Source organism: Pseudomonas migulae (genome assembly GCF_024169315.1).
Classification (GTDB): domain Bacteria; phylum Pseudomonadota; class Gammaproteobacteria; order Pseudomonadales; family Pseudomonadaceae; genus Aquipseudomonas; species Aquipseudomonas migulae_B.
Genome location: NZ_JALJWR010000001.1, coordinates 2,560,522 through 2,575,657, shown reverse-complemented (window position 1 = coordinate 2,575,657; position 15,136 = coordinate 2,560,522). Strand labels below are relative to the sequence as shown.

Genomic DNA, 15,136 nt, shown 5'->3' with positions numbered 1-15,136 from the left:
AAAAAGGGCAAAAAACATGGCGACGTGCGGCGAAGTATTGGTCAAGTTACTCGAAGACTACGGGGTTGAGCAGGTGTTCGGCATTCCCGGGGTTCACACCGTGGAGCTGTATCGCGGGCTGGCCCGTTCGAGCATCAACCACGTTACTCCGCGTCACGAACAGGGCGCCGGTTTCATGGCCGACGGTTATGCACGCACCAGCGGCAAACCGGGTGTGTGCTTCATCATCACCGGCCCTGGCATGACCAACATCACCACGGCGATGGGTCAGGCGTATGCCGATTCGATTCCGATGCTGGTGATCTCCAGCGTGCAGACCCGCAACCAGTTGGGCGGCGGTCGCGGCAAGCTCCACGAACTGCCGAACCAGAGCGCCTTAGTCGGCGGCGTCGCAGCGTTCTCCCACACCCTGATGTCGGCGTCCGAATTGCCGGGTGTATTGGCCCGCGCCTTCGCCCTGTTCCAGGCCGGTCGCCCGCGTCCTGTGCACATTGAAATTCCGCTGGACGTGCTGGTCGAAGAGGCCGATGACCTGCTCGCCAGCCTGCCGGTCAACATCGACCGCGCCGGTGCTTCGCCAAGCGCGATCAGCCGCATGACCGAGTTGCTCGCTGGCGCCAAGCGCCCGCTGATTCTCGCCGGTGGCGGTGCCATCGATGCCGCCGCTGAGTTGACTGAACTGGCTGAACTGCTCGACGCACCGGTGGCCCTGACCATCAACGCCAAAGGCATGCTCGAATCCAACCATCCGCTGTTGATCGGCTCGACCCAAAGCCTGGTGGCGACCCGCGCCCTGGTGGCCGAGGCCGACGTCGTGCTGGCGATCGGCACCGAACTGGCGGAAACCGACTACGACGTCACCTTCGCCGGCGGTTTCGAAATTCCCGGCGTGCTGCTGCGGGTGGACATCGACCCTGACCAGACCGTGCGCAACTACCCGCCGAAAGTCGCCCTGGTGGCCGATTCGCGCAACGCTGCCCAAGCCTTGTTGAGCGCGCTGTCCCACAAGTCGCTGGCCGAGCGCCGCAACGATTGGGGCCAGGTCCGTTCCGCACGTCTGCGCGAAGACCTCGCCGCCACCTGGGACGCTCCGACCCTGGCCCAGACCCGCTTCCTCGAAACCGTCCTGCATGAATTGCCGGACGCGGTGTTCGTCGGCGATTCGACCCAACCGGTGTACACCGGCAACCTGACCTTCAACCCGGAACGCCCGCGTCGCTGGTTCAATTCGTCCACCGGTTACGGCACCCTCGGTTACGCCTTGCCGGCGGCGATCGGCGCCTGGCTCGGCGGCAGCGTTGAAAACGGCGCGCGTCCTCCAGTGGTGTGTCTGATCGGTGACGGCGGCCTGCAATTCACCCTGCCGGAACTGGCCAGCGCCGTTGAAGCGCGCACGCCGGTGATCGTCCTGCTGTGGAATAACCAGGGCTACGAAGAGATCAAGAAATACATGGTCAACCGCGCCATCGAACCGGTCGGCGTGGACATCTACACCCCGGACTTCATCGGTGTCGCCAAGGCGCTGGGCTGCGCGGCTGAAGCGGTCGACGGTGTCGAGCAGTTGCGCAGTGCACTGCGCTGCGCCACCGATCGCCAGGGTCCGACCCTGATTGAAATCGATCAGACTCAGTGGATGAAGGCGGTGTCGAAATGACCTTCCCTACGACCCTTGATGGTCTGTTCATTGACGGAAAATGGTCGGCCGGCAGCGAACATCTGCGGGTGATCAACCCGGCCACCGAAGCGCTGCTGACCACCGTGAATGGCGGCGATGCGCATTCGGTCGATCAAGCCGTGAACGCAGCGACCGAAGCCTTCAAGGCCTGGTCGCAAACCACCGGCGCCGAGCGTGGCGCGATCCTGCGCAAGATCGCCGCCGGCGTACAGGCCGGTCGCGAGCAGTTGATGCAGTTGCAGTCGAGCAACAACGGCAAACCGTTGTTCGAAGCGGCCATCGACGTCGATGACGTGATTGCCACGTTCGAGTACTACGCCGGTCTGGCCGAAGGCCTCGACGCCAAACAGGACAGCAACGTCGAATTGCCCACCGACGACTTCAGCGCCCGCGTGCGCCGCGAGCCGTGCGGTGTGGTCGGCCTGATCGTGCCGTGGAATTTCCCGATGGTCACCACCGCCTGGAAACTCGCCCCGGCCCTGGCCGCCGGTTGCTGCGTGGTGCTCAAACCTTCCGAAGTGACGCCACTGCCGGAGCTGGAACTGGCGGCGATCATCGCCGACGCCGGGTTGCCGAAGGGCGTGTTCAACGTAGTCTGCGGCACCGGTCTGGCAGTGGGCGCGCCGCTCTCGGCGGACCCGCGCATCGCCAAGATTTCCTTCACCGGCAGCAACGCGGTCGGCGTGCAAGTGATGCAACGCGCCGCCGAAACCGTGAAGGGCGTGAGCCTCGAACTGGGCGGTAAATCCTCGCTGCTGGTGCTGGCCGATGCCGACATCGAACTGGCCGTGGAAGTGGCCTGTGGCGGTGGTTTCTTCAACGCCGGGCAAATGTGTTCGGCCACCAGTCGTGTGCTGGTCGCCGATGAACTGGCCGACGAATTCCTCCTGCGCCTGAAGGCGCGCGCCGAAGCCATTCGCGTAGCCGACCCGTTCGCCCCGAACGTGGAAATGGGTGCGCTGGTCAATCAGGCGCAATACCAGCGTGTGCTCGGCCACATCGATCGCGGCTTGAGCGCCGGCGCCAAGCTGATTTGCGGCGGCAATCGCCCGGCAGATCTTCCACGCGGATATTTTTTGCAGCCGACGATTTTCACCGAAGTGCCCCTCGACAGTGCGTTGTGGTGTGAAGAGATTTTCGGCCCGGTGATCTGCGTGCGCAGTTTCGCCTCCGAAGCCGAGGCGATTGCCCTGGCCAACGACAGCCAGTTCGGTCTGGTCGCCAGTGTGGTGACGCGTGACGCCGAGGCGGCTGATCGGGTCGCCAACGCTCTGCAGGCGGGGCTTGTGTGGATCAACGCGCCGCAGGTGATCTTCCCGCAGACCGCCTGGGGTGGCTACAAGCAAAGCAGCATCGGCCGCGAATTGGGGCCGTGGGGCTTGCAGGCTTTTCAGGAAATCAAACACGTCATTCGCGCCGTCTGACGGCACGAAAAAGGTGAGCGCATGCCTCCCATCGAGGCATGCGCTGGTGTCATGGCTTCGATGAGTTTTTATCGATAGTCAGGTGTTTTGCACGACCTCAGGATGAACTCTCTGGTTCAGCCAAGCCCCCGAAAATACGAGGGATAACGCTGATCCGGCCGCGCGGATGCAACAGTTTCGACCTGCCTTATACCTACAAAAACAAAGGGAGTCCGTAATGGGCGAGCATGATCTGAACAGACGTCAATTCATCAAAACCGTGGGCGTGGCCTCGGTGGCAGCGGCGGCCATGAGCTTGCCCTTCGTCAAGGCCAACGCCAGCGACACTCGATTCCAGGGCAAGACCCTGCGCCTGCTGACCTGGTCCGATGACACCGGCCTGGCAGCGTTGCGCAACATCGCGGCGACCTTCGAAGACAAGTACGGCTGCAAGGTCATCGCTGACCGCACCGGCAGCACCTCGGAAATGGTCGCCAAACTGAAGGCCGGCGGTGATCGTCCGCAGTACGACATCATCACCCTGGCCGGCGTCGGCGCCGAAGGTCTGGCCGCCGCCAACCTGCTGGAAAAACCTGATCTCAACCGCATTCCCAACCTGGTCGATGTACCGGAGAAATACCGCACCGGCGCCAATGGCCACGGGATCGGTTACCTGCTCTGGTGCAACAGCCTGGTCTACAGCACCCGCACCATCAAGGAAGCGCCGGACAGTTACGCCGCCCTGTGGGACGCGGAGCTGTCGCCGAACATCTTCCTGCCGCCGCCGAACTGGACCGAGGCCATGGACCTGATCATCATCGCCGCCAAACTGGCCGGTGGTGACGAGCACAACATCGAGCCGGGCTTCAAGAAGCTCGCCGAGCTGAAGGACCGTGTGGTGACCCTGGGTGAAAACCCGAACCAGATCGCCGAGCTGTTCCGCACCGGTTCCCTGGACATGGGCGGCCTGTACGCCCCGGCCTTCTTCCCGAAACAGATCCGCGATCCGGCTTACGGGCTGGGCGCCACGTTCGGCATGAAGGAAGGTTTCTACACCGACCTGATGCTCTCGGTGATGCCGAAGAGCCGTCCTGGCGATATCGACCTCGCGTACGCGTTCATCAACCACTCTCTGGACCCGCTGGTGCAGGGCAAGATGGCTGAGGACATCTACAACGGCCCGGTCAACGCCAAGGCGATCATCTCCGCCGAAGCGCGCAAGAGCCCGTACATCCTCACGCCGGAGCAGATTGCCGAGAAGGCGATCATGCACGACAACGCCTTCCTGGCCTCCGTGCATGACCAATGGATTCGTCGCTACACGGAAATCTTTTCTTCCTGATATAGGCCTTCCAGACACTGCAAAAACCTGTGGGAGCGGGCTTGCCCGCGATGACGGCCTCCCTGTCGACAATGATGTGACTGACAGATCGCTATCGCGGGCAAGCCCGCTCCCACAGGTGTCGAAGTGGCCTGAAGTCTTGTGTTTGCCAGCTGCTTTCCATTGACGAGACCCTTGCTATGGAACACCAACCTCTGACTCATCCGGTCGTTACCGCTCCGGCGCGCGCCCATCGGGGTGTTTCGCCGACGACCCGCGCCTGGTTTTTCCTCTCGCCGTCGATGCTGTTTCTGGGCGTGCTGATCGCCGCCAGCCTGCTGGTACTGCGCATGAGCGTGGGCACCAAAGGCGCGGAATGGACCGGGTTCAGCCTGGCCAGCTACGCCCAGTTGCTGGAACCGTACTACCTCAAATCCTTGCTGCTGACCCTGCGCCTGGCCTTGATCAGCGCAGTGATTGCCGTGGTTCTGGCGATCCCGGTGGCGTACACCATGTCGCGCCTGACTTCACCGTTCGTGCGCCGAATCTTCCTCGCCGCCGTGCTGTTGCCTTTGCTGGTCAACCTGCTGCTGCAAAGCTATGGCTGGCTGGTGATTCTCGGTCCGGGCGGCATGCTCAATCAGGCACTGATGGGCCTGGGCCTGATCAAGCGACCGATCATGCTGCTGTACAACCAGAACGGCGTGTTGATGGGCCTGGTGCAAACCGCGTTCCCGTTGGCCGTGTTGCCGATTGCCAGCGCCATGCGCGGCGTCGCCCGTACGTACGAAGAGGCTGCAGCCACCCTGGGCGCCAGTCGCTTGCAGGTGTTTCGTCAGGTGGTGTTGCCGATGAGTTTGCCGGGGATCATTACCGGCGCGACGTTGGTATTCGCCTACAACGCCAGCAGTTTCGTGGTGCCTTTGCTGCTCGGTGGTCGGCGCGTGCCGATGCTGGCGGTGATGGTGCATGACCAGATCGCCCCGCTGATGAACTGGCCCGCCGCGTCCGCCGCCGGTGTGGTGCTGATCGTCACCACGCTCGCGATCATGACCTTGTCCGAATTCTTCACTGGCCGTCGTCGGCGCATGCTGGAGGCTTCCCAATGAGCACATTGACCAAAAAGCGTTATGGCCTGCTGCCCGGTGAGACCGGCAAATTCGCTGGCATCCTCTCGGGCTTCATCCTGCTGCTGGCGGTGTTGCCGATCCTGACCATGATTGTGATGTCGTTCAGCGGTGCGTCGAACCTCGATTTCCCGCCGAGCAGCTACAGCCTGCAATGGTACAAGGCCGCCTGGCACACCTTCGTGTCGCCGGATTCCAGCGATGTGCTGAGCCTGGGCAAAGCCATGACCACCAGCCTGATGGTCGCGTGCCTGACCATGGTCTTCGCCACGATCATCGCGGTGCCGGCGGCTTACGCACTGACCCGTTGCGAGTTCCGCGGCAAAGCCGTGGCGTTGCAACTGATGTCGCTGCCGCTGGTGTTTCCGATGGTGGTGTTGGGCCTGGCGTTGCTGCTGGTGTTCGACAGCCTGCCATTCCAGATGACCACCTCGCGGCTGGTGATCGCCCATGTGATCCTGGCGCTGCCCTTCGTGGTGAAAAACTGCACCGCGGCGATGCTCTCCATCGGCAGCGAAGTCGAAGAGGCCGCGCAAATGCTCGGCGCCTCACCCCTGCGGGCGATTGTCGATGTGGTGGTGCCGTTGATGAAATCGGGGATTCTGGCGGGGATGCTGCTGGCGTTCATCGTTTCGTTCAACGAATTCACCGTGACCTACTTCCTCTACACCATCGACGTGATGACCGTGCCGATCTGGATGTACAGCCGCACCGTGTCGTCGCTCGACCCCACTGTATTTTCGTTTGCCGTGCTGATCGTGCTGATCGACTTCGTCCTGATCTGGGCGCTGGAGAAGCTGGTCGGTGAAGGTGGCGTTTCGTTCTGATTCTTGAGGTGATTCATATGTCTGGTCTGATTCTGGAAAACGTCGAGAAACATTACGGCTCGGCCTGCGCGGTAAAGGATGTGAACCTGCATTTGCCCGAAGGCAAACTGGTGTGTTTCCTCGGCCCTTCGGGCTGCGGCAAAACTACCTTGCTGCGGATGATCGCCGGGCTCGAAACCCTGACCGGCGGCGAGATTCGCCTGGACGGCGAAGACATCGGCCACACGCCGGCGCATCAGCGCAATTTCGGCATGGTGTTTCAATCCCTGGCGCTGTTCCCGCACATGACCGTGGGGGAGAACATCGCTTATCCGCTGAAACTGCGCGGGGTCAGCAAGGCTGATCAGCAGGCGCGGGTGGTGGAGTTGCTGGAACTGATCCAGTTAAAGGAAATGATCGATCGCCCGGTGGCGAAACTGTCGGGCGGCCAACGCCAGCGCGTGGCGATTGCCCGGGCGATTGCCAACCACCCGAAAATCCTCCTGCTGGATGAACCGCTGTCGGCGCTGGACGCCAAGCTGCGCGAGTCGATGCAGGTGGAAATTCGCCAGCTGCAACAGCGCCTGAACATCACCACTATCATGGTGACCCACGATCAGCGTGAAGCGATGACCATGGCCGATATCGTCGTGGTGCTGGGTGAGCATCGCGTGCAGCAGGTCGGCACGCCGATCGAGATTTATCGTCATCCGGCCAACGAATTCGTCGCGGACTTCATCGGCTCGGGCAACATCTTCCCGGCCACGGCGCTGGGCAACGGCAAGGTGGGCTTGCCCGGCGGTGATGCGTTGGAAGTGCCGATCTGCAGCAGCATCGTGGTCGGCGAGAAGGTGAAAATGCTGATCCGCCCTGAAGACCTGCAACTGTCGCATCCGCAGGCAACGGCGGGGAACCGCTTGCTGGGCAAGGTGACGTTCGTGCGGGATATCGGTGCGACGATCGAGACGACCGTGGAGTGTTCGGGCGTGTCGTTTACGGCGTTGAGCACACCGTGTCAGGGGTTTGGGTTGAGCATCGGGAATCCGGTGTCGGTGACTTTGCCGGCTGAGGCTTGCCGCGTACTGGGTGCCTGATTTTAGAGGTAGGTTGCTTTCACTGGCCTCTTCGCGAGCAAGCCCGCTCTCACAGGGTTCGTCGGTGTTCACACCCTTTTGTGATTACTGATATTCCCTGTGGGAGCGGGCTTGCTCGCGAAGAGGCCGGCACAAACACTATAAATCTCAGCTAGACCGTCAACCGCAACCGCGCCAAATCCCGGAGCGGCGGCGCCCCGAACAACCGGCTGTACTCCCGGCTGAACTGCGAAGGGCTTTCATACCCGACGCGATACCCCGCCGCCGACGCTTCCAGCCCTTCGGCCAGCATCAACCGCCGCGCTTCCTGCAAGCGCAACTGCTTCTGATACTGCAACGGACTCATCGCCGTCATGGCCTTGAACCGGTGATGCAGCGTCGACACGCTTAAATTCACTTCCTTGGCCAAATCATCGATACGCAGCGGCTGCTCGTAATTGCCGTTGAGCCATTTGATCGCCTGGCTGATGCGATGGCTCTGGCTGTTGGCGATGGCAATTTCATACAGCCGATAACCCTGCTGACTGCGCAACAGCCGATAGAGAATCTCCCGACGAATCAGCGGCGCGAGCATGGCGATGTCTTTCGGTGTGTCGAGCAGTCGCGCCAGGCGCAGCACTGCGTCGAGCATCGCCGTGTCGATCCGTTCGACATACAAGCCGCGACCGGTAGGGCGGGTCGGTACGCCGAGCGGGCCGGCGTCGGCAATCAGCGCGGTGATTTCCGCCGGGTCGATGTCCAGCCGTACCGAGAGGATCGGTTCTTCAGACGTGACGTTCACGATCCGTCCGCTCAGGGGCATGGAGACCGACACCACCAGGTAATTCAGCGGATCGTAATTGAAGAATTCGTCGGCCAGCCTGACCTCTTTGCGCCCCTGCGCCATGATGCACAACGCCGGTTGCGCCAGCACCGGGGCGAAGTCATGGGACTTGCTGTGCTTGCCCAGGAACAGCGAGCCGACAGCAGTCGCATAATTGCCATCCTCCGTTGTGTTGCGACGGATGATGGCCGCCAGTTCCGCGCGCTGTTTCTCCATGTCGGCGTCCAGCGGGGCTTGAAAGTGATCGAGCGACGACATGCAGGGCATCCTCGGCGAAGCAGTGGGAATGAGCTGAGCTTAAATTTGTGCAAGGCGCAGCGGTAGACACATCCTGCGAAAAGCTTGCCTGATTCTGCACCGGGTTGCAGGGGCGGGTGGCTCTGACTGTTTAGCGCAGGGAAAACTTGCTCGAACCTCGTGTTTCAGCCCCGTGACAGGTTTTACACATTGTTACAGGTGCTGAAGACAGCCTCGCAGGATTGTGCAACAAGCCGGCAGGAATTGACTAACGGGTAAGCGTGCGGGCGCTTAACCTTGGATCCTGTCGCAGCCCGTCCCACGGCTGCCACTCGAGTACTTGGGAGGGTTGAACATGTCTACGCAGATCCCCGTCAGTCATATGGCCTTTGTCCGCGCCCGTGCCGGGCGTTCGGCAGAACTCGGTGCGCGCCTCAGCGCCTTGATCGAGCCATCGCGCACCGCGCCTGGCTGCCTGAGTTTTTCGCTGCAGCATTCGCAGTGCGATCCGGAGTTGTGGCTGGTGTCCGGTTTCTGGACCCATCAGCAAGCCATGACCGCTTACTTCAGCACCCCGGCCATGGAGGTTTTCGCCGAGCTGGTGCAGGAACTGGTGGTCAACAGCCTCGATTTTCATACTTTCAAAGAGGTATCGGCGGTCCAGGCGCTGGGCCAGACACAGTCCTGGGTACACAAAATGGCGGGTTGAGGGTTTAATGGCTCGACTTCCATCAGCCAGGATCCGCGACATGGCACGCAAAGCCTTTGAAACCTTCGAAGCCGTATCCGCCGTAGTCCCCCGCGAGGGTGGTTATCACGCCGCAATCGCTACCAAAGCCATTGGCGGCTCAGGTGCGCCGCGCTTTCATAAGCTGCTCGAAGAACAAACCTTCAAAACTGCCCGCGAGGCCGATGAAGCCGCCGCGCTACAGTTGACACACCTCAAGGGCGTCAATGAAGACGGCGAGTTGATCTGGTAATTACTTGACCGCCCCCGGGCGAAACATCTTGAACAATGCCTCAGGCCCCAGCTGGAAATAATCCGCTGGCCCGCCGCCGCGCAGAATCGGTTCTGCCGCGGCGGTGTCGTATACGCCGTCCTTCAGCAGCCATTTGGCAATGTGCACGGCCACCACTTCGCCGAGAATCAGCCAGCTCGGCACTACATTGCCGTCGTTCCGCTGCAACTGGATGATCTGCGTGACCTTGCACTCGAAGGACACCGGGCTTTCGGCAACCCGTGGCACCTGGATGACTTTCGAGGCGACGGGCGTCAACCCGGACAACTCGAACTCGTTGACGTCCGGGCCGACCATCGCGCAGCTCTGGTTCATCTGCTCGGCCAGTGGCCGGGTCGCCAGGTTCCAGGCGAACTCGCCGGTCTGCTCGATGTTGTTCAGGCTGTCTTTGCGCCCGACGCTGGAAAACCCGATGATCGGCGGAATGTAGTTGAACGCGTTGAAGAAACTGTACGGCGCCAGGTTCAGGCGGCCGTTGGCGTCCTGCGAAGAAATCCAGCCGATGGGGCGTGGGCCGACGATCGCGTTGAACGGGTCATGCGGCAGGCCGTGGCCGTTGGCGGGTTCGTAGTAGTGGATGTCGTCGGGCATGGGCGCGGGTTCCAGAAGCTTTATTCGTGGGCGCTCATAGTGCTGGGACGAACAGATAATTTCCAGCGATGCGGTCCAAATGTGGGAGCGGGCTTGCTCGCGAAAGCGGCTTCACATTTAACAAATTGGCTGACTGATACACCGCCTTCGCGAGCAAGCCCGCTCCCACAGGGGGCTGCGTTGATGCAACGAAAAAGGGGCAGACCCGCTAAGGTCTGCCCCTTTTTTTTGTGCCGCTGGCGGACTCAGTCCGTTTCGATCCGCGAATGCTTGCGGGTGTCTTTCATGGTGATGTACACCAGCAACGACACGGCAATGCACGCGGTGACATACCAGTAGTAACCGGTTTCCATGCCAATGCTCTTGAACCACAGCGCGATGTATTCAGCGGTGCCGCCGAAGATCGACACGGTCAGTGCATACGGCAAGCCCACGCCCAGTGCGCGGATTTCGGTCGGGAACAGCTCGGCTTTCACCACCGCGTTGATCGAGGTGTAGCCGCTGACGATGATCAGCGCCGCCATGATCAGGAAGAACGCGCCCCACCAGCTCTGGATGGTGTGCAGGGTGGTCAGGATCGGCACGGTGAACAGCGTGCCGAGGATGCCGAAGGCAATCAGGATCGGCCGACGGCCGACTTTATCCGACAAGCCGCCGATGATCGGTTGCAGGCACATGAACAGGAACAGCGTGGCAGCGGAAATGGTGGTGGAGTCGGAGATGCTCATGCCGACGGTGTTCACCAGGTATTTCTGCATGTACGTGGTGTAGGTGTAGAACGCCAGGGTGCCGCCCATGGTCAGGCCGACCACGGTCATCAGTTCCTTCGGATGGCGCATCAAGGTGCGCATCGCGCTTTCTTTTTTCTCTTTCTTGACCTTGGTGAACGACTCGGTCTCTTCCATGCCACGACGCAGGTACAGCGCGACCACGGCACACAGTGCGCCGATGGCGAACGGGATGCGCCAACCCCAGGCATACAGCTCTTCGGTGGTCAGGAAGTTTTGCAGCACGATCAGCACGCCCAGAGCGATGAGCTGGCCGGAGATCAGGGTCACGTACTGGAAGCTGGAGAAGAAGCCGCGACGGTCCTTGGTCGCCATCTCGCTGAGGTAGGTGGCCGAGGTGCCGTACTCGCCACCGACCGACAGGCCTTGCAGCAGACGAGCGAAGATCAGCAGGATCGGCGCGCCGATGCCAATGGTTTCATACCCCGGGCTCAGGGCGATCACCAGCGAGCCGAAACACATCAGGTACACCGAAGCCATGAGCGCTTTCTTGCGACCGGCCTTGTCGGCGTAGAGTCCCATCAGCCAGCCACCGATCGGGCGCATCAGGAAGCCCACGGCGAAGATCGCGGCGGTGTTAAGCAGTTGTGCGGTGGTGTCGCCTTTGGGGAAAAACGCTTTGGCGAAGTACAGGGAGAAGGCGGCGTAGACGTACCAGTCGTACCACTCGACCATGTTGCCGACGGAGCCGCTGAAAATCGATTTGATGCGACTGGCAGTGGTTCTTTCTTTGGCCGGCACGGCAGCCGACCCAAGGGGCAGGGCGTTGGAGTTATCCATTGAAGGATCCTTCGTTTAATTGTTTTTGTGGAGCGCGTTGAAACGCAGCCTGCTGGGGCTATAGCAGGACCTGTGCCAACGGGGGGAGGGCCGGTTTAGAGGGGGGTGGAGGATTTTTTGAGCGGAAATCCGCTTATTGGAAGTTGAGTGTGAGCGGAAAATCGCTTATCTGGCTTGTGGGTTTGTATTGTTTGTACCGGCCCCTTCGCGGGCGAGCCTCGCTCCTACAGGTTTCGAGTCGCCCGGAATTATTGGAAACGACACAAATCCTGTAGGAGCGAGGCTTGCCCGCGAAGGGGCCCGTCCAAACACTACAAAAACATCTCCCGCGTCAACCCATGCCGCTGCATCTTTTCATTGAACGTGCGACGCGGCAGCTGCAGCTCTTCCAGCACCGCTTTCACATCGCCCTTGTGCCGCGTCAACGCCGCGCGCAGGCAATGCGCTTCGAACGCTTCCGCTTGCGCCGCCAGCGACTGCCCGGGATCGATGCCCATTGGTTCCGGCTCGCCCAGCCCCAACACCTGCCGCTCGGCGACGTTCGCCAGTTCGCGCACATTGCCCGGCCAGTCATGGCTCAGCAAATGGCTCAACTGCGGGCCGCTCAAGGGTGGGAATGTGCGCCCCAGGCGCTCGGCTGCATTCTGCGCAAACGACTCGAACAACAGCGGAATGTCTTCACGCCGCTCTCGCAATGGCGGTAACCGCAACTCGGCGACGTTCAGCCGATAGGCGAGATCCTCGCGAAACCGCCCGGCCCGCGCTTCATCCAGCAAGTCCGGTTTGGTCGCAGCGATGATCCGCAAGTCCACGTGAATGCTCTGATTGGAACCCAGCCGCTCCAGCTTTTGCTCCTGCAATACCCGCAGCAATTTCACCTGCTGGGCCAGCGGCATGCTTTCGATTTCATCGAGAAACAGCGTGCCGCCATCGGCGTATTCAAGCTTGCCGATGCGCTTGCCCTGAGCGCCGGTGAACGCGCCGCTCTCGTGACCGAACAGCTCGGCCTCGAACAACTGCTCGGGAATCGCCGCGCAATTGAGCGCGACAAACGGCTTGCCGGCGCGCGGCCCGAAGTCATGCAGGCAACGGGCAACCAGCTCCTTGCCGCTGCCGGTTTCGCCGCGGATCAATACGTTGACCGGCAACGCTGCCAGGTCCAGCACTTGTCGACGCAGCGTCTGCAAACCACGGGACACGCCAAGCAAGGTCGCGTCGAGTTTGGCGCGGTTGTCGGCCTGCTCATGCAAGGCGCGGTTTTCCAGCACCAGCCGGCGCTTGTCCAGCGCGCGACGCAGACTGCCGAGCAGGGTTTCCGGGCTGAAAGGTTTTTCGAGAAAGTCGTAGGCGCCATCGCGCATCGCATCGACGGCCATCGGTACATCGCCATGGCCGGTCAGCAGGATCACCGGCAAGTCGGCATCGCGGCGCTGAACTTCGGCCAGCAGTTCCAGCCCGGTCATGCCGGGCATGCGCACGTCGCTGAGGATCACACCGGGGAAATGCTTCGGTAACTGTGCCAGGCACTCATCGGCGCGGCTGAACAACTGCACCTCGAAACCCGACAGGCTCAGCCACTGTTCGACGGCGCTGCGGATGCTGCTTTCGTCGTCGACCACCATCACTGAATTCAGCATGGGCCATGAGCCTCCGGGTCGATGGGCAGGGTGAGTGTGAACACCGCGCCGTTGTCGTGATTATCGGCGCTCAGGCGTCCGCCCGATTCGTGAACGATGGCAAAGGATACGGCCAGACCGATGCCCAGGCCATCGCCCACCGGTTTGGTGGTGAAAAACGGATCAAAGACCTTCGACAGGTTCTCCTCGGCGATGCCACTGCCGTTGTCGATGACGCTCAGGCGCCACAGTTGTTCGTCGGCTTCGAGGCGGATCTCCAGACGTTTGCAGGGTTTATCCTGCATCGCATCCAGCGCATTGCGCAGCAGATTGATCAGCACCTGCTCCAGTCGAATCGCATCGCCGCGCACCCACGCCGGGCGTGTCAGGTGCAGCACTGTGCTGACCTGTTCATCGCGCAGGCGCGTGTCGAGCAGCTCCAGCGATTGGTCCACCACCGCCGCCAGGTCCAGACGTTCGCGCAAGCCGCTGGGGCTTTTACGGGCGAAGGTTTTCAGGTGGCCGGTGAGGGCGGCCATGCGCGTCAGCATGTCATCCACCGGTTTGAGCGCCTTGTAGGCGTCGTCGACCCGGCCGTGATCGAGCAGCAGGCGCAAGGTCGCCAGTTGCATGCGTTGTGCGGTCAGCGGTTGATTGATTTCATGGGCAAGCGCCGCCGACATCTGGCCGAGGGCCGCGAGTTTGGCCGATTGCACCAGACCGTCCTGGGCGGTGCGCAGGTCGCGGGTGCGCTCTTCCACCAGTTGTTCGAGTTCTTCGCGACTGCGCTGGCGCATTTTTGCCAGACGCCAGCGCTGATTGAGGAACAGCAGCAGAAACACCAGCGTCAGCCACAGGCCGGCAGCGGCAAGCGCGGCGTTGCGACTGTCTTCGAAGGCGACCTGCGGGCGGCGCAGCAGGTGCAGGGTCCAGCCTTCGGTGGCCAGCGGCAAGGATTCCCACAGGTAATCTGTTTTGCCGTCCGGGCCATTGACCCGCGCCAGCTCGCTGTTATCGTCGAAGCGGCGCAGCGATTGATAGTCCAGCAGCGTCAGCGGTTGCTTGTCGTATTGGCGGGTGGCCTTGAGTTCGGCGTGATCGCTGTCGTTCAGCGGCTTCAACAAGCGATAGCGCCAGCCTGGCTGGTTGGCGATGAAGATGATTCCGCGTGCATCGCTGACCAGCAGCGTATCGCTGCCCTGACGCCATTCGCGTTCCAGTTCCGGAAATTCGAGCTTCACTACCATCGCGCCGAGAAACTGCCCGTCGTCGCCCGTGACGGCGCTGGACAGGAAGTAACCGGGAATCCCGCTGGTCACGCCCACCGCATAAAAGCGCCCGGTGCCCTGGGTTCGGGTCTGGCTGAAGTAAGGACGAAAACCGTAGTTGTGACCGACGTAACTGCTGGGCAAACGCCAGTTGCTCGCCGCTACGGCGAGGCCGGTGTGATCGAGCAGTTCCAGGGTCGAGGACTCGGCCGCACCGTTGATCTTCTCCAGTTTGCGGTTCAGCGCGTCCTGCTGTTCGGGCGTCACCGGCCCTTTGAGCGCCGAACGCAGCTCCGGGTCCAGCGCCAGCACGGCGGGCAGGGCGCGGTAGCGTTCGATCAGGGTGTGCAGGGACGTGGCGTACAGGCCCAGTTGCTGATTGGCGCGGGCCGCGTCTTCCACCAGGGCCTGACGCTCGGCGTGACGCATGGCCAGGGTGGCGGCGAGGGCTGCACCGGCGAGGATGAGAAAGGTGTACAGCGTCAGGCGCAGGGATCGGGAAGTCGGCAGCATGCTGTGGGAACAGGCAAAAATAAGGAGTGCACCATAGCATGAGCGGTGAGTGCGAACTGTAAATCCAATGATAAG

General features: G+C 61.7%; 13 protein-coding genes. 8 read left to right on the top strand and 5 right to left on the bottom strand.

The window, feature by feature from the left end; all coding sequences use genetic code 11:
* Positions 1 to 16 precede the first annotated feature (16 nt).
* From J2Y86_RS11820 to J2Y86_RS11795, 6 genes are all read left to right on the top strand, one after another.
* Complete coding sequence (locus J2Y86_RS11820) at positions 17 to 1,654, top strand: 5-guanidino-2-oxopentanoate decarboxylase (protein WP_253431281.1); 1,638 nt, start codon at positions 17 to 19, stop codon at positions 1,652 to 1,654.
* Positions 1,651 to 3,099, top strand: coding sequence for an aldehyde dehydrogenase family protein (locus J2Y86_RS11815; protein WP_253431278.1), 1,449 nt, complete (start codon positions 1,651 to 1,653; stop codon positions 3,097 to 3,099). Before J2Y86_RS11820 ends, J2Y86_RS11815 begins: the two co-directional genes overlap by 4 nt.
* Positions 3,100 to 3,316: 217 nt before the next feature.
* Positions 3,317 to 4,420: an extracellular solute-binding protein gene (locus tag J2Y86_RS11810; RefSeq protein WP_253431276.1), complete on the top strand. Its 1,104-nt coding sequence runs from the start codon at positions 3,317 to 3,319 to the stop codon at positions 4,418 to 4,420.
* Positions 4,421 to 4,599: 179 nt separating this feature from the next.
* On the top strand, positions 4,600 to 5,508 hold the full coding sequence (locus J2Y86_RS11805; RefSeq protein WP_253431273.1) for an ABC transporter permease: 909 nt from the start codon (positions 4,600 to 4,602) through the stop codon (positions 5,506 to 5,508).
* The gene (locus tag J2Y86_RS11800) at positions 5,505 to 6,353 is read left to right on the top strand and encodes an ABC transporter permease (protein ID WP_253431270.1); all 849 of its coding nucleotides are present in this window, start codon (positions 5,505 to 5,507) and stop codon (positions 6,351 to 6,353) included. Before J2Y86_RS11805 ends, J2Y86_RS11800 begins: the two co-directional genes overlap by 4 nt.
* 17 nt (positions 6,354 to 6,370) lie before the next feature.
* Entirely contained in the window at positions 6,371 to 7,426 is a 1,056-nt protein-coding gene (locus J2Y86_RS11795; protein WP_017340521.1) for an ABC transporter ATP-binding protein, read from the top strand.
* Positions 7,427 to 7,577: 151 nt separating this feature from the next.
* Here J2Y86_RS11795 and J2Y86_RS11790 read toward each other — a convergent pair whose 3' ends face one another.
* The gene (locus J2Y86_RS11790; RefSeq protein WP_214378310.1) at positions 7,578 to 8,507 is read right to left on the bottom strand and encodes an AraC family transcriptional regulator; all 930 of its coding nucleotides are present in this window, start codon (positions 8,505 to 8,507) and stop codon (positions 7,578 to 7,580) included.
* A 334-nt stretch (positions 8,508 to 8,841) separates the two neighbouring features.
* Here J2Y86_RS11790 and J2Y86_RS11785 point away from each other — a divergent pair, with 334 nt between their 5' ends.
* Both J2Y86_RS11785 and J2Y86_RS11780 read left to right on the top strand, forming a co-directional pair.
* Positions 8,842 to 9,195: a putative quinol monooxygenase gene (locus tag J2Y86_RS11785; protein WP_214378308.1), complete on the top strand. Its 354-nt coding sequence runs from the start codon at positions 8,842 to 8,844 to the stop codon at positions 9,193 to 9,195.
* A gap of 40 nt (positions 9,196 to 9,235) precedes the next feature.
* On the top strand, positions 9,236 to 9,466 hold the full coding sequence (locus J2Y86_RS11780) for a hypothetical protein (protein WP_253431268.1): 231 nt from the start codon (positions 9,236 to 9,238) through the stop codon (positions 9,464 to 9,466).
* Here the strand turns inward: J2Y86_RS11780 and J2Y86_RS11775 are convergent, their stop codons facing one another.
* The 4 genes from J2Y86_RS11775 to J2Y86_RS11760 all read right to left on the bottom strand — a co-directional run bounded on the left by J2Y86_RS11775 (position 9,467) and on the right by J2Y86_RS11760 (position 15,061).
* Positions 9,467 to 10,096 (bottom strand): flavin reductase family protein, encoded by a 630-nt coding sequence (locus J2Y86_RS11775; RefSeq protein ID WP_253431265.1) that lies wholly within the window; start codon positions 10,094 to 10,096, stop codon positions 9,467 to 9,469.
* Positions 10,097 to 10,341: 245 nt separating this feature from the next.
* Complete coding sequence (locus tag J2Y86_RS11770; protein WP_214378303.1) at positions 10,342 to 11,664, bottom strand: MFS transporter; 1,323 nt, start codon at positions 11,662 to 11,664, stop codon at positions 10,342 to 10,344.
* Between the two features lie 311 nt (positions 11,665 to 11,975).
* Entirely contained in the window at positions 11,976 to 13,301 is a 1,326-nt protein-coding gene (locus tag J2Y86_RS11765) for a sigma-54-dependent transcriptional regulator (protein WP_253431261.1), read from the bottom strand.
* Complete coding sequence (locus tag J2Y86_RS11760) at positions 13,295 to 15,061, bottom strand: sensor histidine kinase (protein WP_253431258.1); 1,767 nt, start codon at positions 15,059 to 15,061, stop codon at positions 13,295 to 13,297. The genes J2Y86_RS11765 and J2Y86_RS11760 overlap by 7 nt, the downstream gene beginning before the upstream one ends.
* Positions 15,062 to 15,136: the final 75 nt, after the last annotated feature.